This window comes from Streptomyces sp. NPDC050564 (assembly GCF_044457265.1).
Lineage (GTDB): Bacteria > Actinomycetota > Actinomycetes > Streptomycetales > Streptomycetaceae > Streptomyces.
Map to the genome: position 1 here is coordinate 160,296 of NZ_JBITGS010000021.1, position 26,510 is coordinate 186,805.

Annotated in this window: 19 protein-coding genes; 10 read left to right on the forward strand and 9 right to left on the reverse strand. The window is 70.8% G+C overall.

The window, feature by feature from the left end; all coding sequences use genetic code 11:
* Positions 1–109 precede the first annotated feature (109 nt).
* The gene (locus ACIBK0_RS30860; protein WP_399087130.1) at positions 110–1,138 is read left to right on the forward strand and encodes a glycosyltransferase family 2 protein; all 1,029 of its coding nucleotides are present in this window, start codon (positions 110–112) and stop codon (positions 1,136–1,138) included.
* A 104-nt stretch (positions 1,139–1,242) separates the two neighbouring features.
* Here ACIBK0_RS30860 and ACIBK0_RS30865 read toward each other — a convergent pair whose 3' ends face one another.
* The 4 genes from ACIBK0_RS30865 to ACIBK0_RS30880 form a co-directional block, all read right to left on the reverse strand.
* Entirely contained in the window at positions 1,243–2,991 is a 1,749-nt protein-coding gene (locus tag ACIBK0_RS30865) for an LCP family protein (protein WP_399087132.1), read from the reverse strand.
* Between the two features lie 125 nt (positions 2,992–3,116).
* A complete protein-coding gene (locus ACIBK0_RS30870) occupies positions 3,117–4,853 on the reverse strand; it encodes an LCP family protein (protein ID WP_399087134.1) in 1,737 nt (578 codons plus the stop codon).
* 247 nt (positions 4,854–5,100) lie between these two features.
* Positions 5,101–6,378: an LCP family protein gene (locus tag ACIBK0_RS30875; protein ID WP_399087136.1), complete on the reverse strand. Its 1,278-nt coding sequence runs from the start codon at positions 6,376–6,378 to the stop codon at positions 5,101–5,103.
* A gap of 506 nt (positions 6,379–6,884) precedes the next feature.
* Complete coding sequence (locus ACIBK0_RS30880) at positions 6,885–7,640, reverse strand: TIGR03089 family protein (RefSeq protein WP_399087138.1); 756 nt, start codon at positions 7,638–7,640, stop codon at positions 6,885–6,887.
* 128 nt (positions 7,641–7,768) lie between these two features.
* On the opposite strand from ACIBK0_RS30880, the gene ACIBK0_RS30885 reads away from it, so the two are divergent.
* Both ACIBK0_RS30885 and ACIBK0_RS30890 read left to right on the forward strand, forming a co-directional pair.
* Positions 7,769–9,361 (forward strand): peptidoglycan recognition protein, encoded by a 1,593-nt coding sequence (locus ACIBK0_RS30885; protein ID WP_399087140.1) that lies wholly within the window; start codon positions 7,769–7,771, stop codon positions 9,359–9,361.
* A gap of 160 nt (positions 9,362–9,521) precedes the next feature.
* Positions 9,522–10,604, forward strand: coding sequence for a sugar phosphate nucleotidyltransferase (locus ACIBK0_RS30890; RefSeq protein ID WP_399087142.1), 1,083 nt, complete (start codon positions 9,522–9,524; stop codon positions 10,602–10,604).
* 231 nt (positions 10,605–10,835) lie between these two features.
* Here the strand turns inward: ACIBK0_RS30890 and ACIBK0_RS30895 are convergent, their stop codons facing one another.
* The 4 genes from ACIBK0_RS30895 to ACIBK0_RS30910 all read right to left on the reverse strand — a co-directional run bounded on the left by ACIBK0_RS30895 (position 10,836) and on the right by ACIBK0_RS30910 (position 15,170).
* The gene (locus ACIBK0_RS30895; protein ID WP_399087144.1) at positions 10,836–11,840 is read right to left on the reverse strand and encodes a DNA-3-methyladenine glycosylase family protein; all 1,005 of its coding nucleotides are present in this window, start codon (positions 11,838–11,840) and stop codon (positions 10,836–10,838) included.
* A gap of 478 nt (positions 11,841–12,318) precedes the next feature.
* Complete coding sequence (locus tag ACIBK0_RS30900) at positions 12,319–13,662, reverse strand: coenzyme F420-0:L-glutamate ligase (RefSeq protein ID WP_399087146.1); 1,344 nt, start codon at positions 13,660–13,662, stop codon at positions 12,319–12,321.
* Positions 13,659–14,618 (reverse strand): 2-phospho-L-lactate transferase, encoded by a 960-nt coding sequence (gene cofD, locus ACIBK0_RS30905; protein WP_399087148.1) that lies wholly within the window; start codon positions 14,616–14,618, stop codon positions 13,659–13,661. Before cofD ends, ACIBK0_RS30900 begins: the two co-directional genes overlap by 4 nt.
* 60 nt (positions 14,619–14,678) lie before the next feature.
* A complete protein-coding gene (locus ACIBK0_RS30910; protein WP_399087150.1) occupies positions 14,679–15,170 on the reverse strand; it encodes a cysteine dioxygenase in 492 nt (163 codons plus the stop codon).
* A gap of 698 nt (positions 15,171–15,868) precedes the next feature.
* Here ACIBK0_RS30910 and ACIBK0_RS30915 point away from each other — a divergent pair.
* The 4 genes from ACIBK0_RS30915 (at position 15,869) to ACIBK0_RS30930 (ending at position 21,691) form a co-directional block, all read left to right on the forward strand.
* Positions 15,869–16,132, forward strand: coding sequence for a WhiB family transcriptional regulator (locus ACIBK0_RS30915; RefSeq protein ID WP_003975777.1), 264 nt, complete (start codon positions 15,869–15,871; stop codon positions 16,130–16,132).
* A gap of 219 nt (positions 16,133–16,351) precedes the next feature.
* Entirely contained in the window at positions 16,352–20,041 is a 3,690-nt protein-coding gene (locus tag ACIBK0_RS30920; RefSeq protein WP_399087152.1) for a glycosyltransferase, read from the forward strand.
* On the forward strand, positions 20,038–21,534 hold the full coding sequence (locus ACIBK0_RS30925) for a DUF5719 family protein (protein ID WP_399087154.1): 1,497 nt from the start codon (positions 20,038–20,040) through the stop codon (positions 21,532–21,534). The genes ACIBK0_RS30920 and ACIBK0_RS30925 overlap by 4 nt, the downstream gene beginning before the upstream one ends.
* A 13-nt stretch (positions 21,535–21,547) precedes the next feature.
* Complete coding sequence (locus ACIBK0_RS30930) at positions 21,548–21,691, forward strand: hypothetical protein (RefSeq protein WP_399087156.1); 144 nt, start codon at positions 21,548–21,550, stop codon at positions 21,689–21,691.
* Between the two features lie 65 nt (positions 21,692–21,756).
* Here the strand turns inward: ACIBK0_RS30930 and ACIBK0_RS30935 are convergent, their stop codons facing one another.
* The gene (locus tag ACIBK0_RS30935; RefSeq protein ID WP_399087198.1) at positions 21,757–22,206 is read right to left on the reverse strand and encodes a metallopeptidase family protein; all 450 of its coding nucleotides are present in this window, start codon (positions 22,204–22,206) and stop codon (positions 21,757–21,759) included.
* A 331-nt stretch (positions 22,207–22,537) separates the two neighbouring features.
* On the opposite strand from ACIBK0_RS30935, the gene ACIBK0_RS30940 reads away from it, so the two are divergent.
* From ACIBK0_RS30940 to ACIBK0_RS30950, 3 genes are all read left to right on the forward strand, one after another.
* On the forward strand, positions 22,538–23,020 hold the full coding sequence (locus ACIBK0_RS30940) for a DUF3499 domain-containing protein (protein WP_399087158.1): 483 nt from the start codon (positions 22,538–22,540) through the stop codon (positions 23,018–23,020).
* Positions 23,021–23,203: 183 nt separating this feature from the next.
* The gene (locus ACIBK0_RS30945) at positions 23,204–24,820 is read left to right on the forward strand and encodes an L-lactate permease (RefSeq protein WP_399087160.1); all 1,617 of its coding nucleotides are present in this window, start codon (positions 23,204–23,206) and stop codon (positions 24,818–24,820) included.
* Positions 24,821–24,953: 133 nt separating this feature from the next.
* Positions 24,954–26,318, forward strand: a complete 1,365-nt coding sequence (locus ACIBK0_RS30950) for a phosphomannomutase/phosphoglucomutase (protein ID WP_399087162.1) — start codon at positions 24,954–24,956, stop codon at positions 26,316–26,318.
* Positions 26,319–26,510 lie beyond the last annotated feature (192 nt).

Below are 26,510 nucleotides of genomic sequence, written 5' to 3' on the forward strand. Positions count from 1 at the left end.
GGCCGGGCGTGGGGATCCGTGAGCACCGTAGGCCGATACGATCTGCGGCCCGGGCCGTAGGCCGGGCGGCGCGCGCCGGTGTCCCCCGTTCGCGGTAACGTGACGTCCGATGAGCGAGAAGTCTGACGTGCGGCCCCCCGCCGTTTCTGTGATCATGCCCGTCCTCAACGAGGAGCGGCATCTGCGCGGGGCCGTCCAAGCGATCCTGGCGCAGCAGTACGACGGCGAGATGGAGGTGGTGATCGCCGTCGGTCCCTCCACGGACCGTACGGAGGAGATCGCCGCCGAACTCGTACGGGAAGATCCGCGCGTGCACACCGTGCCGAACCCGACCGGGCGCACCCCCGCCGCGCTGAACGCCGCGATCAAGGCGTCCCGGCACCCCGTCGTCGTACGCGTCGACGGGCACGGCATGCTGTCGCCCAACTACATCGCGACCGCCGTACGCCTCCTGGAGGAGACCGGCGCGCAGAACGTCGGCGGCATCATGCACGCCGAAGGCGAGAACGACTGGGAGCACGCGGTCGCGGCCGCCATGACCTCGAAGATCGGGGTCGGCAACGCCGCGTTCCACACGGGCGGCGAGGCCGCGCCCGCCGAGACCGTCTACCTCGGTGTCTTCCGGCGCGAAGCCCTGGAGCAGCAGGGCGGCTACAACGAGGAGTTCATCCGCGCCCAGGACTGGGAGCTGAACTTCCGGATCCGGGAGGCGGGCGGACTCATCTGGTTCTCGCCCGAGCTGCGGGTGTCGTACCGGCCGCGGCCCTCCGTCAAGGCTCTCGCCAAGCAGTACAAGGACTACGGGCGCTGGCGGCACGTCGTCGCCCGCTACCACGAGGGCTCCATCAACCTGCGCTACCTCGCACCCCCGACCGCGGTCTGCGCGATCGCGGCGGGTGTGGTCGTCGGCGCGGCGCTGACGCCCTGGGGATTCCTGATCCCCGGCGGCTACCTCGCGGCCATCGCGCTCGGCTCACTGCCCGCCGGCAAGGGGCTGCCGCTGAAGGCACGCCTCCAGATCCCCATCGCCCTCGCCACTATGCACATGTCGTGGGGCCTCGGCTTCCTCACCAGCCCGAAGGCGCTGGCCAGGAAGGTCATCGCGTCCCGGCGTCCGGCGGTACTCAGCGCCAACTGAACCTCCACGCATAAGAGTGGGGCCCCTCTCGGAGTCGAGAGGGGCCCCACTCTTATGCCAGGGACTCGTCTGTACGGACTACCAGGTGCAGTCCGGCATACGGACTACCAGGTGTAGTCCGGGTCCACGTGCATGCACGCCGACTTGTCCGAGCCGTTGAGGACGTCCGCCGACTTCGGCGTCTTGTCGTCGTCCTCGGGCGCCTTGTACGTGGTGCCGTCCCGCCAGTCGGCGCCGACGACCAGCGTGACCCCGGAGACAGCCGTCGACCTCTTCACCGCGCTCGTCGGAATCCCGAGGGCCTTGGCGACCCGCAGGGCGTCGCCCTCCAGGTCGGCGCTGGGATAGCGGATGACCGTCGTGTCCTCGGCGGTCGCCGTCATCGTGTCGGCCCTCGCCTGTGTGAAGCCCTTGCCGACGACCCACTGGGTCACGGTGCTCGCGCGTCCGCCGACCGGGGCCAGGGTGGACGTGCGAGTGCCGTTCTGCACGGTCACGCCGATCTTGTCGTCCGCGGCGGCCGGGTCGGACGACGTCCTCTCCTTGGCGGCCTTCTTCTTGTCCTTGCCGTCCAACGCGATGTCCTCGCGGACCAGCCGGAAGAGCTTCGCCGCGTCACCCGGCTTGGGCACCACCCGGCCGCTGCTGGTCGACGAGTATTGCCACGGCATCGTCGTCATGGTGATCCGCTTGCTCGGGACCTTCTTCAGCTCCTTGCTCAGGTCGTACAGCTTCGTCACGGACCCGAGGCCCTCGTCGACGGTCAGCGCGCTGGTGGCCGTCTCGGCGAGCTTGCGCAGCTTGTTGGGGCTGCTGAGTGTGGCGTTGTCGCGCAGCTGGCGGACCATCGAGTTCATGTACTGGTGCTGGGCCTTGGTCCGGGCGATGTCGGTGTCGTCCTCGAAGCCGTACCGCGTCCGCAGCCACTGCAGGGCCTGCTTGCCCTTGATGGACGTCGTGCCCTCCTCGAGCTTCAGCCCGGAGCCGTGGCCGGAGGAGGTGTGCGAGTAGATGTTGGCGTCCACGCAGACCGGGACGCCGCCGATGGCGTCGGCCATGGACACCACGCCCGCGAAGTCGACCATGATGAAGTGGTCGATGTGGATGTCGGTGAGCTTCTCCCAGGTGGCGACCGTGCAGCCGGGGCCGCCGCGGCCCAGCGAGTCGTTGGTGATCGTGGGCAAGGTGCTCGCCGCGTAGGTCTTCCCGGTGTCCGGGTCGGTGCACTTGGGTATCTGCAGCAGCGTGTCGCGCGGCATGCTGACCACCGACATGTTGCTGCGGTCCGCCGAGACGTGCAGCAGCATCTGGACGTCCGCGCGCGGCGCGGTGTTGAAGGTGTCCTTGGCTCCGCCGAGCTTCTGGTTCTCCGCGGAGTCGCGGGCGTCCGAACCGATCAGCAGGATGTTCAGCGGCGTCTGACCCGCCGCGTTCGGCTTGGACTCGGCGGCGCGGTCCTTCTCGTCGCCGATGTTCAGGTCCTTCTTTTTGATGTTGGCGTTCAGGTGCTGGTAGTAGAGATAACCGGCACCGGCGGTGCCGAGTATCAGGACCGCCAGGACCGTCGCCGACCAGCGCAGGATGCGGCGTCTGCGACGCGGGCGCCCCCCGCCCCCGTGCCGGCGCCCACCGCCGCCGCCGTGCCGGCCGTGCCCCTGCGGCTTGAGCGGCATCGTGTCGTCGGCCGTACGACGGCCATCGCCGTCGGCCGTCCGAACGGAAGCATCGTCGGTCCGGTGAACCGGATCGCCGTTCTCGTCGTACAGACTGTCGTCCCAGCCCGGTTCACCGGCCCCACCGGCTCGCCGGACGCGTGGTCGTGCTCCCTCCCCACGCACACTGCTTTGCGCCATCTCCCTGCCCCTCCCCACCCTGCGCCTGACAAACGGGTCCGTCGCGCGTCCGAACCGGACGCTTCGCGCGCCCGAACCGGACGCACCTCACGCCCTGTTAGACGTCTGACGGACCCGTTAGGTCATCAGCTGGCGCACACCGTCTTGTCCGCCGTGGACTTGTCGACGTCCGGCGCCTTCGTCGCAGTGCTCATCGACACCCCGGCGCCCTTGAAGTCCTTGCCCAGGGTCAGCACGATCGCGGGCAGACCCTGTGCGTTCTTCTCGCTCTTGCCAGGCTTCATCGCGGAAGCGGACAGCCCCATGAGGTCCGCCAGTTTGCGTGCCTGATCTGCCTGGTCGGGAGAGTACTCCAGGGTCGTCTTGCTGAGTGTTGCGTCAGCGTTTCCGAGCTGGCTGGACTTGGTCACGCCCTCACTATTCTGCAGCCAGTTAAGAGTTTCCTGTGCGGAGCCGGACTCGGCGCCGCCGTTGTAGATGTCGACGCGGATCTCGGAGGCGGCGGAACGGGAGCCCTTGAGCCGGGCGGCCACCGCCGCCTTCTCCTTCTTCTCCTTCTGCTTCACCGCGGTGAAGGAGACGTCGTTCTTGATCGCGTCGAAGACCTCGGGCCCCGTCGTCGGGTTGACGATGACCGTCTTGTGGACCACGCCGTCCGCCGGGTTGTCGAGGACCGGCACGGTGGTGAAGGTGATGTTCTTCGTCGGCACCTTCTTCAGCTCCAGGGCCATGTCCTTGAGGGTGCTGACCTTTCCTATCCCGGTGTCCACCGTCAGCGCCTTGGTGGCGGCCTCGGCCAGCTTGAACAGCTTGGTGGGGCTGGTGAGGGTGTTGCTGGAGCTCATCTTGCGCATCAGGGAGCCCAGGAACTGCTGCTGCACCTTGATGCGGTCGAGGTCGCCCTGGTTGCCGAAACTGTGCCGGGTGCGCACGAAGGCCAGGGCCTGCTCGCCCTCGATGGTGTGCTTGCCCCTCGAGAGCTTGAGGTGCGAGTCGGGGTCGTTGACGTCCTTGGCAAGACAGACGTCGACGCCGCCCACCGCGCTGGTCAGCGTCTTCACCGCGTTGAAGTCGGCCATCATGAAGTGGTCGACCGTGATGCCGGTGACCGCCTTGACGGTGTCCATCGTGCAGCCCGGGTTGCGCCCGGCCTGGCCGAGGCTGGTGTTGAAGCGGACGTTCTCCGTGCCCTTGATGGTGTCGTAGGTGCCGTCGGACCGCTTCGTCCCTTTGCAGTTCGGGACGTTCACGATCAGGTCGCGCGGAATGCTCATCGCGGTCGCGTTCGTCCGGTCCTTGGAGACGTGCAGCAGGATGTTGGTGTCGGCGTGCCCGACGCTGCCCTTGTCGCCGTAGCCCTCGTTGCCCTTGCCGGTGCGCTTGTCCGTACCGATGATCAGGATGTTGAAGGCATCGTCCTTGCTGAAGCCGTTCTTGCCCGAGTTGCCGATGTCCGTCGTGTTGACGTTGCCCTCGAGGTGCTTGAGGTAGGCGTACCCGGCGGCCGAGACGGCGATCAGCACGAAGGCCATGCTGCCGCCGGTCCACAGCAGGATCTTCTTCGCCTTCGACTTCTTCGGCTTCGTACGCCCCCGCCGCCGCCCGGGGACGGGCTCCGGCGGTTCCGTACGGCGGCGACGCGGTCCCGGCACGCCGGTGGTGCCGGGAGCCGGACGGTCCCGGCCCGGCGCCGTGCGGGCACGCGCTCCCGCGGGAGCACCGGAACCCCTTCGCGGCCTGGGCACCCCCGACTGCGGTGCGGAAGGGGTCAGTCGCAGTTCGTATTCACCGGTGTTCGGGTTGAGTACCCACTGGTCTGCGGGGTCGATGTTGTCCGCCCGCCCACGGCCTTGCGCGTCCACGGTTGTCTGAATCCTCCGTCGGGGGCACGCGGCGCCTTTCCCCCCTTTGAAGGCGCTCGGGTCTCGGTCAAGCAGTGCGCGACCCCCAGGACTGACCTCGTGGCCGGGTGCACCGGATCGCTCACACTATCCGCCCAGTTCAGCGTCGAGCGACGGCGGTGACAAATTCCACGTCCCTACAACTGGGCAATCCGCCCTATTTCTCAGAGACTTCTTAGCTCAGCAGTTCCCCACCTTGGTGTGCGCTTTACTCGCAGGCGTCCTCGGCCGCGGTGTTCCCGCGGAAAGTCGGCGCCGGATCAGGGGTGTCGGCGGGTGCGCCGAGCCGCTTTCCGCTCGACTTTCCGTCCTTGGCCGACTCCTCTCCGTAGTTGCGCGAGAGGGACTCAAGGGTGCTCTGGGACGGTGATTCCTTGGGCTGTGGGGTGGAATCCTCCGGAAGGTCCTTCGAGACCGCCACCGGTTCGTCCGAACGCAGCCGCGTGAAAAGGTGTGCCGCCGCGGGCTCCACGAGCTGGTCGCGATTGGGGTTGTGGACGTACGACGTCCGGGGCACCGTCAGGAACTGCACATGTTCCGTGGGGATGTCGCGCATGCCGCGCACCAGGTCGTACAGTCCGCGCAGGCTCGCCAGATCCGGGTCCGTGGTGAGCGACGAGGTGGCCGCGTCGAGCACGGGATAGAGCTTCGTCGGGTTGAGCAGGACGTCGTTGCTCTGCACCTTGTTGACGAGCGCGCCGAGGAACCGTTGCTGGCGGTCCATCCGGTCGGTGTCGCTGCCGTCGCCGATGCTCTTGCGGGCGCGGACGTAGCCGAGGGCCTGCTCACCGTTGAGCGTGACCTTGCCCGCGGGCAGCTTCAGCTTGGCGGCCTTGTCGTCGATGGGTTCCTTCAAGCACACCTCGACGCCGTCCACGGCATCGACCATGTCCTTGAAGCCATGGAAGTCGACGACCATGTGGTGGTCGACGCGGATGTTGGTGAGCTTCTCGACGGTCCGGATCGTGCAGGCCGAACCGCCCGTCTCGAAGGCGGAGTTGAACATCGCGAACGTCGGCAGGGTGCGCGTGCCGTCCGGGCGTCGGCAGCTCGGCACGTTCACCATCAGGTCGCGGGGCAGCGAGACGGCGGTCGCGCTGTGCCGGTCCGCCGCGAGGTGCAGCAGGATCGTGGTGTCGGACCGCTCGGTCCCGGAGTCCCGCCCGTACTTCCGGTTCCCGTCCCCCGAGCGCGAGTCCGATCCGATCAGCAGGATGTTCTGCGCGTCACGCACCAGCGAGGTGGGCCGCTCCTTCTCGTACCGGGCCAGCTCGGCGGCGGCGCGTTCGTCCGACGTGATGTTCCCGTTCAGCTTCTCGTACGCCGCCCAGCCCACCCCCACGACGCCGAGCACCACACCCGTCACACCAATCGCCGCGCAGCGCAGCCAGCGCCGCCGCCGACGTATGAGACCGGCCCCGGTGGGCGACGCTCCCAGCCCCGGCCCTACCGGGCCTCCGGAGGGCGTGCCTGCGGTGTCGGTCACGAGCGGATCCACCCCTCATGGCGTACGGACATGTCGCGCTGCGGTGCTCTTACGACCATGGCTCGGGGCGGGGGAGGGGGGCGGGCGGTGATGGGCCGAATGGGGGATGAGCGCCCCGCCAGGGGCGCGGTGAACGGCGCGATCAGCCACGAATGGCCCGCAGGCGTCGGGCGGCCTTGTCGGGGGTGTGGGGAGCGGGGCGATCGGCCACGAGTCGGCCCGCGGGCGTGGGGCGACCTTGTGGGGGGACGTGGAGAGTGGGGCGATCGGCCACGAGTCGGCCCGCGGGCGTGGAGCGGCCCGTGTCGGGGGTGTGGGGAGCGGACGATCGGCCACGAGTGGGCCCGCAGGCGTCGGACGGCCCTGTGCGGGCGCGCGGAACTGCGCGACCAGCCGCAGACGGCCTGAGGTCAACGGGGCGGCCTCCCCGGAGAACACCCTGGGCTCAACAGGCGGCCTCCCCGGAGAACGGCCTGTGCTCAACAGGCGGCCTCCCCGGAGAATCGTCAGCGAGCGGTAGCCGTCACCCGCTCACTCTCGATCCGCTTGGCGACCGTGTCCTCACCGAGTTGCTCCAGATGGCGGCACAGCACCACGGACCCCCCGGTGGCGAGCGGCGCGTACAACCCGGCGCTGAGCCCCTCCCACGTGTCGTAGGGAAGCGCCGACAGAATCCGCGAGCCCGGCCCGGTCAGGTCGAGCGCCGGCGCCTCCGAACGGGCCATTTCGACAACCTCCGCGCTCGTGTACTCGGCCCCGGCGACGATCAGCGCGGGCTCCTCCGGGTCCACCGGCCCGAACGGTACGAAGCGGTCGCCCTGGGACGGCACCTCGACGGCGTAGTCGGCGTACCCGGCGGGCGGAGTCGGGAAGCGACGCCCGAGCGGTGCGAGCGAGAGGGCGACGCGCTCCCCGGAGCAGGCGAGCCCGGCCTCGAACTGCCCGGGCCCGGCGACGACGTGGTCCGCCGCGCCCGGGTCGCCCCCGACATCCGCGACGACGCCGACCGAGGAACACGCGAGCAGCCACACCGCCGTCTGCCAGTGCGCGGGCAGCAGCAGCGCGACCCGTTCGCCGGGCTCGGCGGACAGTTCGCCCTGGAGCAGATTGGCGGTCTTGGCCACCCAATTGGCGAAGGTGGCCACGGACAATTCGACACGTTCGCCCGTGGCGTCGTCGTAGAAGGTCACCAGGGGGCGCGCGGGGTCCGTGGCGAGCGCGGATCGCAGCAGGTCGGCGGGGGTGCGGTCGGTGGCATTCACGCGCGCAAGCGTACGCGGGGGCGGCGCGTGGGGCGGTCTGCCCGCGCCACCGGTTCGGACGAGCGTGCCAGACGGCCCGTCAAATCCCCGATGGACAGATATATACGGCTATGTCCACGATCAGGGGCATGCATGAATTCCTTGCTTCCTCGGTCGGCGTCACCTGCGCGGCCGCACTCGCCCTTCCGCTGACCCTGCCCGCCCCGGCACAGGCCGGAACATCGGCGGTGACGTCCGAGCCGGGCATCGCCGGCAGCACTCAGTCCCTGCCGCTCGCCCCGCCCGACGACCAACGGGCCCTCGGGCCCGCCGCGCCCGAACAGGATCTCGCCCGACGTGACGTACGGCCGTTCTCGCTGGTCGGCGTCATCTGGGACAACCCGCACAGCGAGCTGCACGGCCGCGTCCAGGTCCGTACCCGCGCGGTCGGGACCGGCCACTGGTCCGACTGGCAGGACGTCGAGACACACAACCACGAGCACGCCCCCGACCCGGACACCGCCGAGGGGGCATCGGGCCGGGTGCACGGCTCCACGGCGCCGTTGTGGGTGGGGAACTCGGACGGCGTCGAGGCGCGCGTCCAGGCGGACCGGGCGAAGGAGGACGAACGGGGGACCACCCCCGGCGACTCACCGCTCCCCAGGGGTCTCCACCTCGAACTCGTCGACCCCGGCGCGGATGCCCCGCGTGAGGGCGTGCAGATGAGCGACGCACGCGAGAGCGCACCGACGGGCAGCGCACACGAGGGCGCGCCCCCGCTGGATCCCACCCCGGTCACGCCCATGGGCAAACTGACTGAGATCGCTTCCATGGCCGTGTCGTCTGCGGTCGCTGCCGCGAGCGGCCTGATCGCGGACGCTTCCGCGGGCGAGCCGGCCAAAGACGCTTCCGTGGACCAGCCGCTCGCGAACGCGCCCGTGGACGACACGGACGGCACGGGCACCCCCGCCGCCGACGGCACGCCCGCCGGCGCCATGTCCGCGAAGGACGCCGCCGCGTCCTCCGCCAACGCCGATCTCGCACCCCTCGGCGCCAGGGAGATCCCCGCGCTCTCCCGGCAGGAGACGGAGCGCGAATTCATCGCCGCGAGCGGGGGCGACGAGCGCGTGAAGCCGTACATCGGCCCACGTCCGCGCATCATCACGCGCAGCGGCTGGGGCGCGGACGAGAGCCTGCGTGAAGGCGACTTCGTCTACACGAAGAAGGTCAAGGCGGCCTTCGTGCACCACACGGTGTCGGGCAACAACTACAGCTGCTCCCAAGCCCCTTCGGTCATCCGCAGTATCTACCGCTACCACGTGGTGAGCAGCGGCTGGCGCGACATCGGCTACAACTTCCTCGTCGACAAGTGCGGAAACATCTACGAAGGTCGCGCCGGGGGCGTGACGAAGCCCGTCGTGGGCGCCCACACTCTCGGTTTCAACAGCGACAGCATGGGGATCGCCGTCCTCGGCAGCTACGCCAAGACGAAGCCGTCCAGCGACGCGGTCACCGCCATCGCACGGCTCACCGCATGGAAGCTCGGCCTCTTCGGAGCGAATCCGCGTGGCAAGACATACCTGAAGTCGGGCGGTGGCAATCTCTATGCAAAAGGAAAGAACGTACGACTGAATGTGATCTCCGGCCATCGGGACGGATTCGCCACCGAGTGCCCAGGAAAGCTCCTGTACGGCAAGCTCGGCTCGGCCCGCCAGGCGGCGGCCCGCTACCAGGGCAGGTAGGAGCGGGTGGATCCGACCGGAGGCTGCAGAGATCACCTGAGGTCGACGGAGGGCCATCGAGGGACACCGCACGGCCATCGAAGGCGCCATCGAACGGTCTGCATACACTGGCCGGCCGATACACAGTTCGGCCGGTCCCGGCAGGAAGCAGAGACGACAGGTGACAGAAGCGATCCTCCTGGTCGGCGGCAGAGGCACCCGGCTGCGCCCCCTCACGGTGCACACTCCCAAGCCCATGGTCCCGGCGGCCGGGGTCCCGTTCCTCACCCACCAGCTGGCGCGAGCGAGGGCGGCGGGCGTCGAGCACATCGTCCTGGCGACCTCCTACCTGGCCGAGGTCTTCGAGCCGTACTTCGGCGACGGCTCCTCGCTGGGCCTCCACATCGAGTACGTCACCGAGGAGGAACCCCTCGGCACCGGCGGCGCCATCCGCAATGTCGCGTCGCGACTCCACTCGGGCCCCGACGACCCGGTACTGATCTTCAACGGTGACATTCTCACCGGCCTGGACATCCGGGCGCTGGTGACGACCCACGAGACGACGGGCGCGGACGTCTCCCTCCACCTCACCCGTGTCGAGGACCCGCGCGCGTACGGCCTGGTCCCCACCGACGCGACCGGCCGCGTAACGGCCTTCCTGGAGAAGCCCCAGACCCCCGAGGAGATCGTCACCGACCAGATCAACGCGGGGGCGTACGTCTTCCGCCGCTCGGTCATCGACACGATCCCCGAGGGCCGCCCGGTCTCGGTGGAACGCGAGACCTTCCCCGAACTGCTCGCCACCGGCGCCCATCTCCAGGGCATGGTGGACTCCACCTACTGGCTGGACCTCGGCACCCCCCAGGCCTTCGTGCGCGGCTCCGCGGATCTCGTCCTCGGCCGTGCCCCCTCCCCGGCCGTCCCCGGCCGCTGCGGCGACCGCCTGATCCTGCCCACCGCCACGGTCGCCCCCGACGCCAAACTCACCGGCGGCACGGTGGTCGGCGAGGGCGCACGCATCGGCGAGGGCGCCCGCATCTCGGGCAGCACGATCCTCGAGGGCGCCGTCGTCGAACCCGGCGCCGTCATCACCGACTCCCTCATCGGCGCCCGCGCCCGCATCGGCGAGCGCTCCATCCTCACCGGCGCGGTCATCGGCGACGGCGCGACGATCGGCCCGGACAACGAACTCCGCGCCGAGGTACGAGTCTGGTGCGACGCCCGCATTCCCGGGGGCGCGATCCGCTTTTCATCGGATCAGTAGGCAGGCCGCACGGTTCGGATCAGTACGCAGGGCTGCACGAGGCTCCGGCCGGGGTTGGGAACTCAGCCCCGGCCGGGGAAGTTTCAGCCCGTCCGGCGCTTGAGGACGAGCGCTTGAGGACGAGCGCGAAGCGCGATACGGGGGTCTGGGGGCGGAGCCCCCAGGTATGGGACGGGCAGGGGCGGAGGGGGCGACAACCGCTCGGACCTCAACCCCCGCACAGGCGCGCGTTCACAGCTGCCCGATATCCCCCCGAGGCATCTTCGGCACCCGCCGCGGCGGCGTCCGCCCGGACAGCAGAATCAACCGAGCCGCGCGATGCCGCTGCCCCGCATACGGCTCCAGCAGCGAAAGCATCACCGAGTCATCCGCATCCCGGTCCCCCGCCAGGGCATACCCCACGATGCCGGGCAGATGAAGATCCCCCACGGTCACCGAATCCGCCGCCCCATGACTCCGCTGCACAACCTCCGCAGAGGTCCAGGGCCCAATCCCGGACACCACCTCGAGCCGAGCCTGAGCCCGCACGGGATCGAACCCCACCGCCTCCTCGAGCCGCGCGGCAACCCGCACGGCCCGGAGAATCGTGGAAGCCCGCTTGTTGTCCACCCCGGCCCGATGCCACTCCCAGGAGGGAATCAACGCCCACGTACGCGGCGCGGGCATGACGTACATCCGCTCCGGCGCGGGCCCGGGCGCGGGCTCCCCGAACTTCCGTACGAGCAACCGCCACGCCCGATACGCCTCATCCGTGGTGACCTTCTGCTCCAGCACCGACGGAATCAGCGACTCCATCACGAGCCCGGTCCGCGTCAGCCGCAATCCCGGCCGCCGATGCCGCGCGAGAGCGACAAGCCGGTGCCGCGGTTCGAAGACGTCGGGATCGTCGGACGCGCCGAGCAGTTCGGGAAGCTGATGGAGGAGCCACTCGGCCCCCGGTCCCCACGCCTCGCCCCGGGCCACACCGCCCCGCAGCACGACCCGGAGGGTCCCGGGTCCGGCGGGCGTACGGCTGGTCCGCCACACGGCTCCGTCCGGCATCGCCCGGAACGTCGGATCGCCGGGCCCGCGCCGCAGCGGCCCGAGCACGAGCCCGAGGTCGAGCGGCCCCGAGGGTGTCCACGTACGAGTGCGCCCGGTAACGGCCGCCTGCCGCGGCACCCCGCCACCGGGCACGACGACATGCCCGCCGCGCACGGTCGTACGCGTCGGCCGAGGAGAGAAACGTCCAGCCATGAATGAGGTCCTAGGGGCGCCAGGGATGCCTTACGAGAGTAGGCGCTCCACTCACCCGACACGCACGAGTCGCCCCACACAAGACAGCGCACCGCCAGATGCCGTACTCACCCCCGCCCGCCCGCAAGTACAAGCCGCTGCACAACGCTGGTCCTGCCCGAAGGGCCAGGCAGGCTCGTCCCGCCCGAGGCGCTCCACAGGGCGCCGTACAACGCTGGTCCTGCCCGAAGGGCCAGGCAGGCTCGTCCCGCCCGAGGCGCTCCACAGGGCGCCGTACAACGCTGATCCTGCCCGAAGGGCCAGGCAGGCTCGTCCCGCCCGAGGCGCTCCACACGGCGCCGTACAACGCTCGTCCCGCCCGAAGTGCTGCCCCAGGCCGAAGCTCCGCAAGGCGCGGTACACGCTCGTCCCGCCCGGAGCGCTCCACAGGGCGCTGCACAACGCCCCCACCTCAGCCGCCCTCCCGCACGGCGCCGCCTCAACGCACCTCGATGAACGCCGCCGCATCCCGCTCCGGCCGAGCTCTCGGCTCCTCGGCCGCGTGTCCCACGGCCACGGCCCCCATCGGATCCCACTCCTCCGGCAGCCCCAGCACCTCCCGTACGACATCGCGGCAGAACATCGTCGACGACACCCACGCGGATCCGAGCCGCTCCCCGGCCAGCGCGACCAGGAAGTTCTGCACACCCGCCCCGGCGGCGACCACGAACATCTCGCGCTCGGCCCCGTCCCGTCGCACGTCGCCGTACGTATGGGACCCGTCCATCACGAGGCACGGCACAACGAGGTACGGCGCCTTGCGCAGCACGTCACCCCGGCGTACCCGCTTGGCGATGGACTCCTCGCTCTTCCCGTCGCCCCGCAGATCGGTGATCCACGCGTCCCGCATGGCGTCGAGCAGCCGTGTCCGGGACTCCTCGGACTCCAGGAGGACGAACCGCCAGGGAGTGGTGTGATGCGGCGCCGGAGCGGTCACCGCCGCGGCGACCGCGCGCCGTACCGCACCGGGGTCGACGGGCTCGTCGGTGAAGGCCCGTACGGTACGCCGCTGGGCCACCGCCTCCCGTACGGCCTCCGACGTGCCGAGGCGGAACATGTCGTCGCGCGCGCCGCGCACCATCGCCCGTGCCCCCGCACCGTCGTCCTCGGCCACCACGTGCGGCAGTCCGCGCACGACGGCGACGGGCAGCCCGGAGGCCTTGCCCTTGACCAGGTCACCTGCGGAGGCGAGCTCGTCGGCGGTGGCGACGACGGTCGCGCTCAGCGGATTGCCGAACGCGTCCGTGCCGCCGCGCAGATCGTCGAGCACGCGTACGCCCGCGGCGCCGATGGCAACGTCGGTGAGCCCGGTGCGCCACGGTCGCCCGAAGGTGTCGGTGACGACGACACCGACGCTCACGCCGAGGGTGTCGCGCAGCCCGTCCCGGATGGCCCGCGCCGACGCGTCGGGGTCCTCGGGGAGCAGGAGAACGGTCCCGGCGGGGGTGTTGGAGGCGTCGACCCCGGCGGCGGCCATCACGAGCCCCTGTCGGTTCTCGACGATCCGCAGGGCCCCGCGCCGCGCCACGACCCGTACGGTCTCGGCGTCGATGGCGGCCTCACGGTCGAGGGCCTCGACGACCCGCCCCTCCGCCTTGGACACGATCTTGGAGGTGACGAGGAGCACGTCCCCGTCGACGAGTCCGGGCTCGACCGCGGCGATCAGCTTCGCGAGGTCGTCCCCCTGACGAACCTCGGGAAGCCCGTCGAGAGCCCAGACCCGGTAACCGGCCGACGGTCCGCCGTTCCCAAGGCTCTCCTTCGGAGGCTGCGCTCTACTCAAGGCGTTCGTACCTCCTCCGCCAGCGTCAGCGCCTCACGCGCCATCTGCGCCGTCGCGTCGAGGTCGGACATCATCAGCGGCACGGCCCGGCACCGGATGCCGGCCGCGTTGACGCGCTCCACGGCGGCCGCGTCCACCGTGTCGACGAGCCAGCCGTCGAGGAGCCCGGAGCCGTAGTGCTCGGCGACCGCCGCGGCCGTGGACTCGACGCCCACCGCGGCCAGCACCTTGTCGGCCATGCCGCTCACGGGCGCGTCCCCGACGATGGGCGAGAGGCCGACCACGGGAACCCCCGCGTCGGCGATGGCCTCCCGGATGCCGGGCACGGCGAGGATCGTGCCGACGGACACGACGGGGTTGGACGGCGGGAAGAGGATGACGTCCGCGTCGGCGATGGCTTCGAGCACCCCGGGCGCGGGCTTGGCCTGCTCGGCGCCGACCGGCACGATGGCCTCGGCCGGCACGGAGGCCCGCAGCCGCACCCAGTACTCCTGGAAGTGGATGGCCTTGCGTTCGCCGTCCACCTCGACGGCGACATGGGTCTCCACGCGGTCGTCGGACATGGGGATGAGGCGCACGCCCGGCTTCCACCGGTCGCACAGGGCCTCGGTGACGGCGCTGAGCGGATAGCCCGCGCCGAGCATTTGCGTCCGCACGATGTGCGTCGCGAAGTCGCGGTCGCCGAGCCCGAACCACTCGGGTCCGATCCCGTACGCCGCGAGCTCCTCCTTGAGGTGGAAGGTCTCGTCGGCCCGGCCCCAGCCCTGTTCCTCGTTGATGCCGCCCCCGAGCGTGTACATCACCGTGTCGAGGTCCGGGCAGACCTTCAGACCGAAGAGATGGATGTCGTCGCCGGTGTTGCCGATGACCGTGATGTCCGCGTCCGGCACGACCCGCTGGAGACCACGCAGGAACCGGGCACCACCGATACCGCCTGCCAGAACCACAATGCGCATGGGGTTCAGTCTTGCAGGCGGGTACGACAAAGCGTCAGGCGGTTACTCCTCGGGCGCTTCTCAGGCGGTGACGGCGGCCGCGGCGCACTGGGCCGCGTGCATCGGCATCTCGGTGAGACCCGGGTAATAGACGTGCAGGCTCACGGCCGGTTCGAGCGAGTCGTTGACGACTTCGTGGACGTACCCCGGCGCGAAGACCCGCTGAGAACCCGCGCCCAACGCGCGCGTGCCGCGTTCGGTCCGCTCGGTCAGCTCGCCGTCGAGGACCGTCAGTACGCCGGACGAGGGGCCGTGGTCGTGCAGCCCGCTGCCCTGTCCGGGCACCCAGGAAAGGAGCCACACCTCATAGCCGGGCCCGGTGCGCAGCCGGTGGTACCAGCGCGAGGTGGCGTCGTACTGCACGAGGTGCTCCCACTGGGAGCGGTCGGCGGCGATGGAGCGGGCGAGGCCGACGAATTCGGCCACCGTGGCGGGGTGCTCGCGCGGCGGCTGGAGGAGGTGCGTCACTTCGAGGATGTCGCCGGCGATCTGGAGGTCGCTGTCGCTGTTCATGGGGTGCGGTGGTTCCTCGGCGGGAGAGTGCTGGGGTGTCGCAGGTCGTTCCGCCCGGGTCGCGAGCGGGAGGAGTCGCCCGGATAGGGGCGGTGGGTGCCTCAGCGGGCGGAGGGCAGCCGGAGCGCGGTATGGCTCAACAGCTGGAACAGCAACAACAGCTACAGCGAGCGCGGGCAGCACCGTGGGACCCGGCGGTGCGGGTCGAGGTGAGTGCCAAGTTCGCGAGCATGCCCACAAGGACATCGGTTCATACCTCGACTGTCAACTTCATGTCCGGTATGTGGGCAATGTTTCACCTCATCCGGTTCATCTGGCAGGCGAAAGGTTTGTGCAGGAGTCGCCCCGGACACATGGCGCACAACCGGGCGCACAAACCTCGCTGCGATCCCGTGATCCAATTGTGATCCGGATCGCTTCGATGTTCGTGTTCGAAACGTTCGGAACGAGATCGAACTTCCGGGCGTCCTTCCCTGTGAGGGGTTGGGCGCCTGACCTGGGCTCCTTGGACTGTCAGGGTTTATGCCGATTTGAACACTTTCCGCATAGCCTTGGTTCCGCAGAGTGAATAAGGGGCCCAATAGCAGATCTCGGCTTGACTGGCCCGGATCGGCACACTTGTAATTTCACTCGTGTCGTTCAGCCGAAATCGGTAACGACAGCATCACGGGGACGCGAAAGACAGACGAGGGGCGCACATGACCGAGCTGGTGCAGCAACTGCTGGTCGACGACGCGGACGAGGAACTCGGCTGGCAGGAGCGCGCGCTGTGCGCCCAGACCGACCCCGAGTCCTTCTTCCCCGAGAAGGGCGGCTCCACCCGCGAGGCCAAGAAGGTCTGCCTCGCCTGTGAGGTCCGCTCCGAGTGCCTCGAATACGCACTCGCCAACGACGAGCGGTTCGGCATCTGGGGCGGTCTGTCCGAGCGTGAGCGGCGAAGGCTGAAGAAGGCTGCCGTCTGAGCGCGACCGCCGCTGTCCGAAGACGGCCGCCGGCCGACCGAACGGCGCACACCCCTCCGTACCGATACGTAACGAACGGCCCGTCGCAGGTGGGTTATCCACAGGCGGCGGGCCGCTGTGTTGCCCAGCCGTTAGTGTGGGCCCTCGTCCGAGACGTCCCGCTGTCCCCGCCGGGCACAGACGTCCACCGCAGTCCATCGAACCGGGGCCCGTACCTCGATGTCCGTGCACAGCCATTCGGCAGCCCATCACCACGCCGCTGCCACCGCGTCGTTCGACCCGGCCCACCCGCCCGAGTTTCCGCGCCACGTGGTGACCGCGGTGCTCGTCTCCCACGACGGCGCCCGCTGGCTGCCCGAGGCGCTCGCCGGGCTGCTCGGCCAGGAGCGCCCCGTGCAGAACGCGCTGGCGGCCGACACCGGCAGCGCGGACGACTCCGCCCAGCTGCTGACCGACGCGCTCGGCGCCGACCACGTGCTGCACCTCGCGCGGCGCACCGGCTTCGGCCACGCCGTCGAGGAGGCCACCCGCAGCGCCGCCGTGCTCACCACGGACGACCTGCCCTACCTGAAGCGCCCCAGCGGCTGGGATCCCGTCACCCGCACCTGGCGCGACGACGCGTACGACATGCCGGACCTCCCGCACGGCGAGCCCGAGCAGTGGCTCTGGCTGCTGCACGACGACAGCGCTCCCGAGCCGGACGCCCTGGCCCAGCTGCTGCGGGTCGTGGAGAACGAGCTGGAGCTCGGCAGGGAAGTCGCCGTCGTGGGCCCCAAGCTCCGCGGCTGGTACGACCGCCGTCAGCTCCTCGAAGTCGGCGTCACCATCGCCAACTCCGGCCGCCGCTGGACGGGTCTGGACCGTCGAGAGCAGGACCAGGGCCAGCACGACCACGTCCACCCCGTGCTGTCCGTGTCCACCGCCGGCATGCTGATCCGCCGCGATGTCTTCGAGCAGCTCGGCGGATTCGACCGCAGACTGCCCCTGATGCGTGACGACGTCGACCTGTGCTGGCGCGCCCAGGCCGCCGGCCACCGCGTCCTCGTCGCCCCCGAAGCGGTCGTACGGCACGCCGAGGCGGCCTCCCGCGAGCGCCGCACCGTCGACTGCGTGGGCCGCACCTCCGCGTCCCCGCACAAGGTCGACAAGGCGGGCGCCGTCTACACCCTCCTCGTCAACGCCCGTACGGCACAGCTGCCTTGGATCCTGATCCGACTGGTCCTCGGCACCCTGCTGCGCACGGTCGCCTATCTCGTCGGCAAGGTCCCCGGACAGGCCGTCGACGAGATCCGCGGTCTCCTGGGCACCCTGCTGCGCCCCGAGCGGATCATCGCGGGGCGGCGCAGGCGCGGCCGGCCACAGGTCGACAAGGGCGAGCTGCGTGCGCTGTTCCCGCCGCCCGGCGCGACCGTGCGGGCCACCGTCGAACAGGTCGCGAGCAACCTGGTGGGCCGCTCCGACCCCGAGGTCGCCGCCGGTGCCGGACGGCACGGCAGCGCGGTCGAGTCCGGACCGGGCGGCGACGACGCCGACTTCCTGGAGATCGAGCAGTTCGCCCGGCTCAAGCGGGTCGCCCGCAACCCCGGTCCGATGCTCTTCCTGGTGCTGCTGTTCGTCTCGCTGCTCGCCTGCCGTGAGCTGCTCGGCGGCGGGGCGCTCGCGGGCGGCGCGCTGCTGCCCGCGCCCGCCGACTCCTCCGAGCTGTGGTCGCACTACCTCGACGGCTGGCATCCGGTGGGCGCGGGCGGCACCCAGTCCGCGCCGCCCTATCTCGCGCTCGTCGCGCTGCTGGCCTCGTCGCTCCTCGGTTCCACCGGACTTGCGGTCACCGTGCTCCTGGTGGCCTCCGTGCCGCTGGCCGGCTTCGCCGCGTACTTCGCCTCACGGCCCCTCGTCGATTCGCGCCTGCTGCGCGCCTGGGCGTCGGTCGCCTACGCCTTCCTGCCCGCCGCCACCGGCGCGCTCGCGGGCGGCCGCATCGGCACCGCCGTCCTCGCGATCCTGCTGCCGCTCCTCGCGCGCGCGGGCATCGCCGCGAGCGGCCTGACCCACTCCTCCGGAGCGCGTGGCAGCTGGCGCGCCACCTGGGCGTACGCCCTGCTGCTCACGTTCATCACGGCGTTCACCCCGATCGTGTGGCCCATCGCGCTGGTCCTGGGGATCGCACTCCTCGCGGTGCGCCGGAGCGAGATCACCGCCTATGGGCTGCGCTTCCTGGCCCAGTTGGGCACCCCGCTGCTGATCCTCGCGCCCTGGTCGCTGACGCTGCTCCCGTTCGGCTTCTTCAAGGAAGCCGGTCTGGAGTACGGCGACAGCGCGGCCTCCGCGCTCGATCTGCTCGGCGCCAGCCCGGGCGGCCCCGGGACCGTCAGCGGGCTGATGCTGTTCGGCATCGTGCTGGCCGCGCTGGCCGCCCTGATGCGCACGCAGCGCCAGGCGGGGATCTGGACGGCCTGGGCGGTCGCCCTGGTGGCACTCGTCTTCGCCGTCCTGTCGAACAGCTCGACGTGGGCCGGCCCCGCCACCCTCGTCTACGGCCTCGGACTGCTCGCCGCCGCAGCGATGGGTGCCGACGGGGCACGCGCGCGCGTGACCGAGCAGAGCTTCGGCTGGCGCCAGCCGGTGGCCGCGCTCATCGCCTTCGCCTGCGCGGCAGGGCCGCTGCTCGTCGCCGCCGGATGGATGATCCGGGGCGCCGACGGGCCGGTGGAGCGCCGGGACCCGGTGCAGGTGCCCGCGTTCGTCGCCGAGGAGAGCGGTACCCGCGACCAGGCCCGCACCCTCGTCCTCGACAGCCGCTCGGCCGCCACGGTCGGCTACACCCTCGTGCGCGGCTCCGGCGCCCGCCTCGGCGACGCCGAGCTCGCGGCGGCGGACGGCGCGAACCAGAAGCTCGACAAGGTCGTGGCCAACCTCGTGGCCGGCTCGGGCGCCGACCAGGCCGACGAACTCGGCGGCTTCGCCGTGCGCTATGTCCTCGTCCGCAAGGGCGCACCGCGCGAGGTGAGCCGCGTCCTGGACGCCACGCCGGGCCTCACCCGGCTCAGCCAGCAGGACGGCAGCGCCCTGTGGCGCGTGGACCAGCAGGTCTCGCGCGCCGCGATCGTCCCGAAGTCCGGCGACTCGCTGTCCATCGCCGCCGGACCCGTCGAGGTGCACACCACCATCCCCACCGGAGCCGAAGGCCGCGTCCTGCGCCTCGCCGACACGGCCAACGAGGGATGGACGGCGACCCTGGACGGAAAGCCGCTCACCGGCACCACGGTCGACGGCTGGGCGCAGGGCTTCGAACTGCCCAGCAGCGGCGGCAAGTTGGATGTCACCTTCGAGGCTCCGATGAGCCACACGGCCTGGCTGTGGGCGCAGGGCGCGCTGGCCGTCGTCCTCGTGGTGCTCGCCCTGCCCGGGCGGCGCCGGGACGTCGACGACGACCTCCCCGAGGAGCAGGTCGTGCCCGCGCAGGACGTCACGGGCGAGGGCCGCCGCGCCCGCCGTCTGCGTGCCCAGGCCGAGGCCGAGCAGGCCGAGCAGACCGCCGAGGACGCTGACACCCTTCCTCCTCCGGAGGAGGAGGTCCCGGCCGTCCCCGCCGCCGTGCCGCAGCAGCAGGCGTACGGCGAGTGGGACACATCGAGTTACGCGGGAGCCGAATACGGCACCTATGGCGGCGAGCAGTACCAGGGTGGGCAGCAGTACCCGGCGGGCACCTACGAGCAGCCGTACCAGGCGGACCCCTACCAGGGCGGCCAGTACGACCCGTACGCGTACGGGGGCACGACCTCGTACGACCAGACGTACGGCCAGGGCTACGACGCGACCGGCCAGGGCTACGACCCGGCGCAGCCCCAGATGCCCGCGCAGCCGCCGCACGGCACCGACAGTGAGCGCCCCGACGGGAGCCAGCAGTGAACCGCACCACCCTGTCCCTGATCGCCGGCGCGACCGCGCTCGCCGCCGTCACCGGATTCGCCACGCTCTCCGCGCCGTCCGCCTCAGGCGGGCGCACCGCCAAGGCGGCCGCACAGCTGCCCGTGGAGCGCACCAGCCTGCTCTGCCCGCAGCCGAGCACCTCCGACATCGCGGACACCGCGTACACGTCGTTCACGCCCGTCTCGAAGGGCACGAGCGCCCACGGCAAGGCCGAACTCCAGGCGGCGACCGAGGAGTCGGGGGACGGGGCCGGCGGTCAAAAGAGCGGCAAGAAGGCCGCCAAGCCCGTCGTGGAACCCAAGGAGCCCGGCAAGCCGGCCACCGGTGACAGCTCGGGCGCCGAGGAGCCCGCACTCGTCGGCACTGCGGAGGGCAAGTTCGCGCCCGGCTGGACCGTCCAGGAGACCACCGAGGTCGCCGCGGGCACCGGCCGCGGTCTGCTCGGCACCAACTGCACCGCCCCGGACACCGAGTTCTGGTTCCCGGGCGCCAGCACCGCCGCCGAGCGCACCGACTACGTGCACCTGACCAACCCCGACGACTCCGCCGCCGTGGTCGACATCGAGCTGTACGGCAAGGACGGCACCCTGAAGTCGACGGTGGGCGACGGGATCACGGTCCAGCCGCACTCCAGCGAGCCGATCCTGCTGAACACGCTCACGGACGACCCGCAGACCAACCTCACCGTGCACGTGACGGTCCGCAGCGGCCGCGTCGGAGCCGCCGTGCAGGCACTGGACGACAAGCTCGGTGGCGACTGGCTGGCCGCGTCCACCGACGCCTCGGGCAGCCTCGTCCTGCCGGGCATCCCGAAGGACGCCACGTCCGTGCGTCTGGTCGCCTTCGTGCCCGGCGACGCCGACGCCGACCTGAAGGTACGCCTCGCCTCGCCCTCCGGGCTGATCACTCCCGCGGGGAACGAGACGCTGCACGTGAAGTCCGGCATGACGTCGGCGATCGACCTCGGCGACGTCACCCGGGGCGAAGCGGGCTCCCTGGTGCTCACGCCCACCGGCACGTCGGTGCCGGTCGTCGCCGCCCTGCGCGTCGTACGCGGCAAGGGCGACAAGCAGGAGACCGCGTTCATCCCCGCCACCAGCCCGGTCGGCGCGCGCGCGACGGTCGCCGACAACAGCTCCAAGGGCTCCACGCTCGCCCTGACCGCCCCCGGACGCACCGCCCAGGTCAAGGTCACCGCGTCCGCGGGCAGCGAGGGCGGTACGGCCGTGACGAAGACGTTCACGATCAAGGGCGGGACGACGCAGAACGTGGAGGCACCGGTCCCGAGCGGCCTCAAGGGGACGTACGCGCTCACCGTCGAGCCGGTCTCCGGAGGCCCTGTCTACGCCTCCCGGATGCTCGCGGCCACCGAAGAGGGCGTGCCCGGCTTCACGATCCAGACGCTCCCGGACGACCGGGGAACGGTCGCGGTGCCGAAGGCGGAGCAGGATCTCTCGGTGCTGTTGAAGTAGTGAGGCACCGGTAGTGATCCGCCAGGCCCTCGACGTGGACCCTCTGGTAGCGATCTACCTGGTGCCCGACGTGGACCCTCTGGTGGTGATCCGCCAGGCCCTCGACGCGGACCCTCTGGTAGTGATCGGCCAGGTCCTCCACGTGGACCCCTGGTGATGATCCACCGAGTCCTCCGCGAGGCTGGTGATGATCCACCGGGCCCTCCACGAGGACCCGGCGGTTCAGTCCTCGCCGTACCGCGGATCCACCGTTTCCGGTGTCAGCCCCAGCAGCTCCGCGACCTGCTCCACGACGACCTCGTGCACCAGGGCGGCGCGCTCGTCGCGCCCCTTGGTGCGGATCTCGACCGGGCGACGGTAGACGACCACGCGCGCGGGGCGACCCTCCCGCGGGGGGATCGTGCCGCCCAGGGGTACCGGCTCGTCGCTCCAGCTCTCACTCGAGCCCTCAAGGCGGGGCACTTCGAGTACCAGGAAGTCGATGTCGGCGAGCTGCGGCCAGCGCCGCTCCAGCCGCTCCACGGAGTCCTGGACCAGGTCCGCGAACACCTCGGCGCGGCTCGCGGAGAGCGGCACCTGGGGTGGCGCGACGGGGCCGCGCATGCCCCTGCCATGGCGGTCACGACGGCGGGGCCCGGGTGCGGCGGCGCGGGGCTGTACGGGGTTGTCCATCACTGACGAAGAGTAGTCCCCGTGAGGGCAGGGTGCCCGGCCCCCACGCGGCCGCCCGCACCGACGGCGTCCGGCGCGGTGATCACGCGGACGGCACCCGGCGCGGTGATCATGTCAGCAGCGCGAAGACCCGGTGATCACGTCGGCGGTACGAAGTCCGTTGATCAAGCGCGATGTCGCTCGATGACCATTCCAGCCAAGGTTGGGCTCGTTTCCGTATGCCTCCAAGACCGCCGCTCACATGGCAATTGACGTGGTTTGCACCAAGTGGTGACCGGATTCAGGTCCGTTCGGGATCGGGGAATGTGATGTCGCCCCAGGTCAGGGCGGGATGTTCGGAGCTCTGTGTGGGCGGTCTCACAGCACGACACGGTGGGGTGACCTGGGGGAGAGTCGTCGCGGCCCGCTCAAGAGTGCGGTACCGTCCAACGTCGTGAGCCCTGTACGTCGCTGTTCGCGCACCGCTTGCGGCCGTCCCGCCGTCGCGACGCTGACGTACGTCTACGCCGACTCGACCGCGGTCCTCGGCCCGCTCGCCACCTACGCCGAACCCCACTGCTACGACCTGTGTGCGGAGCACTCCGAGCGCCTCACCGCGCCGCGCGGCTGGGAGGTCGTCCGGCTGGCCGATGCCTCGGCTCCCTCCCGCCCCAGCGGCGACGATCTGGAAGCGCTTGCCAACGCGGTGCGCGAGGCGGCACGACCGCAGCAACGCGCCGCCGAGGCCGGTGGCGGCGGCAGCACTCGCTCGGCGGACCCGATGGAGGTCGCGCGCCGCGGCCATCTGCGCGTGCTGCGCTCGCCGGACAACTGACCGCCCCGCACTCGTCCGCACGCCGTTTCCCCGAGCCCCCGCTCGCCGTTGCGGAGCGCGAGTTTCGCGCACGCCGATTCCCTTCGGTGCCGCACGCCCATTGACGTGAAGTTGTTGCGGACACGACCATTCCGTTTGCCGTGAGAAATCGCTTTCCGCATCACGGAAACCGGGGAGGCGCCCGTGTACATCCAGGAACTGAAGCCCGTCGCCGACTCGCTCGGTCTGTCCGCCCTCGTCGCTGCCCTGCCCCTCGTCATCGTGCTGGTCCTGCTCGGCGGCGTCCGCATGAAGGCGCACCGGGCCGGGTTCATCGGCCTGCTGGCAGCCGCCCTGGTCGCCTGGCTCGCGTACGGCATGCCGGTCGGTCAGACGCTCTCCAGCGCCGCCCAGGGCGCCGTCTTCGGCCTCTTCCCCATCCTGTGGATCGTCGTCAACGCGCTCTGGGTGTACCGGATGACGGTCCGCACCCGGCACTTCGACATCCTGCGCCGCTCGTTCGGGCGGCTGTCCGACGATCCGCGCATCCAGGCGCTCGTGGTCGCGTTCTGCTTCGGCGCGCTCCTCGAAGCCCTGGCGGGCTTCGGGGCGCCCGTCGCGATCTGCTCCGTGATGCTGGTCGCGCTCGGCTTCGACCCGGTGCGCGCGGCGGTCGTCGCGCTCGTCGCCAACACCGCACCCGTCGCCTTCGGCGCCATGGGCACACCGGTCGTCACGCTCGCCCAAGTCACGGGCCTGCCACTGGATTCCGTCGCCTCCGTGGTGGGCCGTCAGACCCCGCTGCTGGCCCTCGTCGTGCCCCTTGTGCTGGTCGGCCTGGTCGACGGCCGGCGCGGGCTGCGCGAGACGTGGGTGCCCGCCCTGGTGTGCGGAGTCGCCTTCGCCGCCGCCCAGTTCGCCGCCTCGAACTACGTTTCCGCGCAACTCGCCGACATCGGTGCCTCCTTGGCGGGCGCGGCTGCCCTGGTCGCCGTACCGCAAGCGCGCAGGCCCGCCGCCGAGCCCGTACGCGCCGCGGTCCTGACCGGCGTACGCAGCCAGGACCTGGACGAGGAGGACCCGCGGCCCGAAGTCGTGCGCGCCTACGCCCCGTACGCCCTGATCGTCGCCATCTTCTCGATCGGGCAGATACCGGCGGCGAAGGACTGGTCGGCCAAGGCGACGCGCGTTTTCGACTGGCCGTTCCTGAACGTCGTGAACCCGGACGGCGGGCCGGTCGGCGGCAATGTCTTCACGCTGCCCCTGGTGTCGACCGGCGGCACCCTCGTGCTCCTCGCCGGGCTGTGCACGGCCGCCCTCCTCGGGGTGCACGCGCGCGTGGCGGTCGAGGAATGGGCGGCGACCGTACACGAGTTGAGATACGCGATCCTCACCGTGACGTCGGTGCTGGCCCTGGCCTACGTCATGAACCTCTCCGGGCAGGCCGCCACCATCGGCCACTTCGTGGCGGCGGCCGGCGCGGGGCTCGCCTTCCTGTCACCCGTTCTGGGCTGGTTCGGCGTGGCCGTCTCCGGCTCCGACACCTCGGCGAACGCCCTTTTCGGTGCCCTCCAGGTGAGCGCGGCCAGGCAGTCGGGACTGTCTCCCGAACTGCTCGCCGCCGCCAACAGCTCGGGTGGTGTGCTCGGCAAGATGGTCTCGCCGCAGAACCTGACCATCGCGTGCGCGGCCGTCGGGCTCGCGGGCCGCGAGGGCGACCTGCTGCGCAAGGTGCTGCCCTGGAGCGCCGGACTGCTGCTGATCATGTGTCTGATCGTGGTGGGGCAGAGTTCGCCGGTCCTGGAGTGGATGGTGCCCTGACGGACCGGCGCGGTCCTGACGGGCGGCGTTTCCCCCAGGTGACGGATGTGCGTCCGCTCAGCGGCCCGACAGCGGACTGTCGGTCGGGACGGGTAGTTTGGGGCGACCGAAGTGGACATCTGGAGGGTTGGCCGTGACTGCTGATCTGTCGCAGCTCGTGAAGGCGTACGACGTACGCGGTGTGGTCCCGGACCAGTGGGACGAGTCGTTGGCCGAGCTGTTCGGGGCGGCCTTCGTCCAGGTGACCGGAGCGGAAGCCATCGTGATCGGGCACGACATGCGGCCCTCGTCGCCCGGGCTGTCACGCGCCTTCGCACGCGGCGCGGCGGCGCGCGGTGTGCACGTGACCGAAATCGGCCTGTGCTCCACGGACCAGCTCTACTACGCGTCGGGCGAGTTCGACCTGCCGGGCGCGATGTTCACGGCCTCGCACAACCCCGCCCAGTACAACGGCATCAAGATGTGCCGGGCGGGCGCGGCCCCGGTCGGCCAGGACACCGGCCTCTCGGAGATCCGCGAACTCGTCGAGTCCTGGCTCGACTCGGGCGCCCCGGAGGCCTCGGACGTGACGCCGGGCACGATCACGCAGCGTGACACGTTGGAGGATTACGCGGCGTACCTCCGCGGTCTCGTCGACCTGACCTCGATCCGCCCCCTCAAGGTCGTCGTCGACGCGGGCAACGGTATGGGCGGGCACACGGTCCCCACGGTCTTCGCCGGCCTGCCCCTGGACCTCGTCCCCATGTACTTCGAACTGGACGGCACGTTCCCCAACCACGAGGCCAACCCGCTCGACCCGGCGAACCTCGTGGACCTCCAGAAGCGCGTGCGCGAGGAGGGCGCCGACATCGGCATCGCCTTCGACGGCGACGCGGACCGCTGCTTCGTCGTGGACGAGCACGGCGACCCGGTCTCGCCGTCGGCGATCACCGCGCTGGTGGCCTCCCGCGAGCTCGCCAAGCACGGCGGCGGCACGGTCATCCACAACCTGATCACGTCCTGGTCGGTCCCGGAGGTCGTCCGTGAGCAGGGCGGCACGCCGGTCCGCACCCGTGTGGGCCACTCCTTCATCAAGGCCGAGATGGCCCGTACCGGTGCGATCTTCGGCGGCGAGCACTCCGCGCACTACTACTTCCGCGACTTCTGGAACGCCGATACGGGCATGCTGGCCGCCCTCCACGTCCTCGCCGCCCTCGGCGGCCAGGACGGCCCGCTCTCCCGGCTCGTAGCCGCGTACGACCGCTACGTGGGCTCCGGCGAGATCAACTCCACGGTCGGCGACCAGGCCGCCCGCCTCGCCGCCGTCAAGAGCGCGTACGGGGACCGCGAGGGCGTCGGATTCGACGAACTCGACGGCCTCACCGTCACGGCCGGGGACTGGTGGTTCAACGTCCGCCCGTCCAACACCGAGCCGCTCCTCCGGCTGAACGCGGAGGCACGCGACGAGGCGACGATGGCGAAGATCCGGGACGAGGTGCTGGAGATCATCAGGGGCTGAGGGATCGCAGCCGTCCAAGCCGTGGGCCTGCGTGCCCCGAGGGGCGGCACGCAGGGGTACAGGGGCACCCCGTACGGCGCCGGGATCGCCGCCCCGCACCCTACGCAGGCACCGACCCGGGTACCTGTGAGTGTCGGCAACCGGGGACGGCAACCGCACTCCGCACAAGCCAGCGCCGCGCCCCGGCGGTAC

Coding starts and splice junctions, on each gene's coding strand:
- ACIBK0_RS30885 (WP_399087140.1), top strand. CDS start 7,769: ATGCATGAATTCCTTGCTTCCTCGGTCGGCGTCACCTGCGCGGCCGCA.
- cofD (WP_399087148.1), bottom strand. CDS start 14,618: ATGCGCATTGTGGTTCTGGCAGGCGGTATCGGTGGTGCCCGGTTCCTG.
- ACIBK0_RS30935 (WP_399087198.1), bottom strand. CDS start 22,206: ATGGACAACCCCGTACAGCCCCGCGCCGCCGCACCCGGGCCCCGCCGT.
- ACIBK0_RS30910 (WP_399087150.1), bottom strand. CDS start 15,170: ATGAACAGCGACAGCGACCTCCAGATCGCCGGCGACATCCTCGAAGTG.
- ACIBK0_RS30865 (WP_399087132.1), bottom strand. CDS start 2,991: ATGGCGCAAAGCAGTGTGCGTGGGGAGGGAGCACGACCACGCGTCCGG.
- ACIBK0_RS30895 (WP_399087144.1), bottom strand. CDS start 11,840: ATGGCTGGACGTTTCTCTCCTCGGCCGACGCGTACGACCGTGCGCGGC.
- ACIBK0_RS30920 (WP_399087152.1), top strand. CDS start 16,352: ATGTCCGTGCACAGCCATTCGGCAGCCCATCACCACGCCGCTGCCACC.
- ACIBK0_RS30915 (WP_003975777.1), top strand. CDS start 15,869: ATGACCGAGCTGGTGCAGCAACTGCTGGTCGACGACGCGGACGAGGAA.
- ACIBK0_RS30940 (WP_399087158.1), top strand. CDS start 22,538: ATGTTCGGAGCTCTGTGTGGGCGGTCTCACAGCACGACACGGTGGGGT.
- ACIBK0_RS30860 (WP_399087130.1), top strand. CDS start 110: ATGAGCGAGAAGTCTGACGTGCGGCCCCCCGCCGTTTCTGTGATCATG.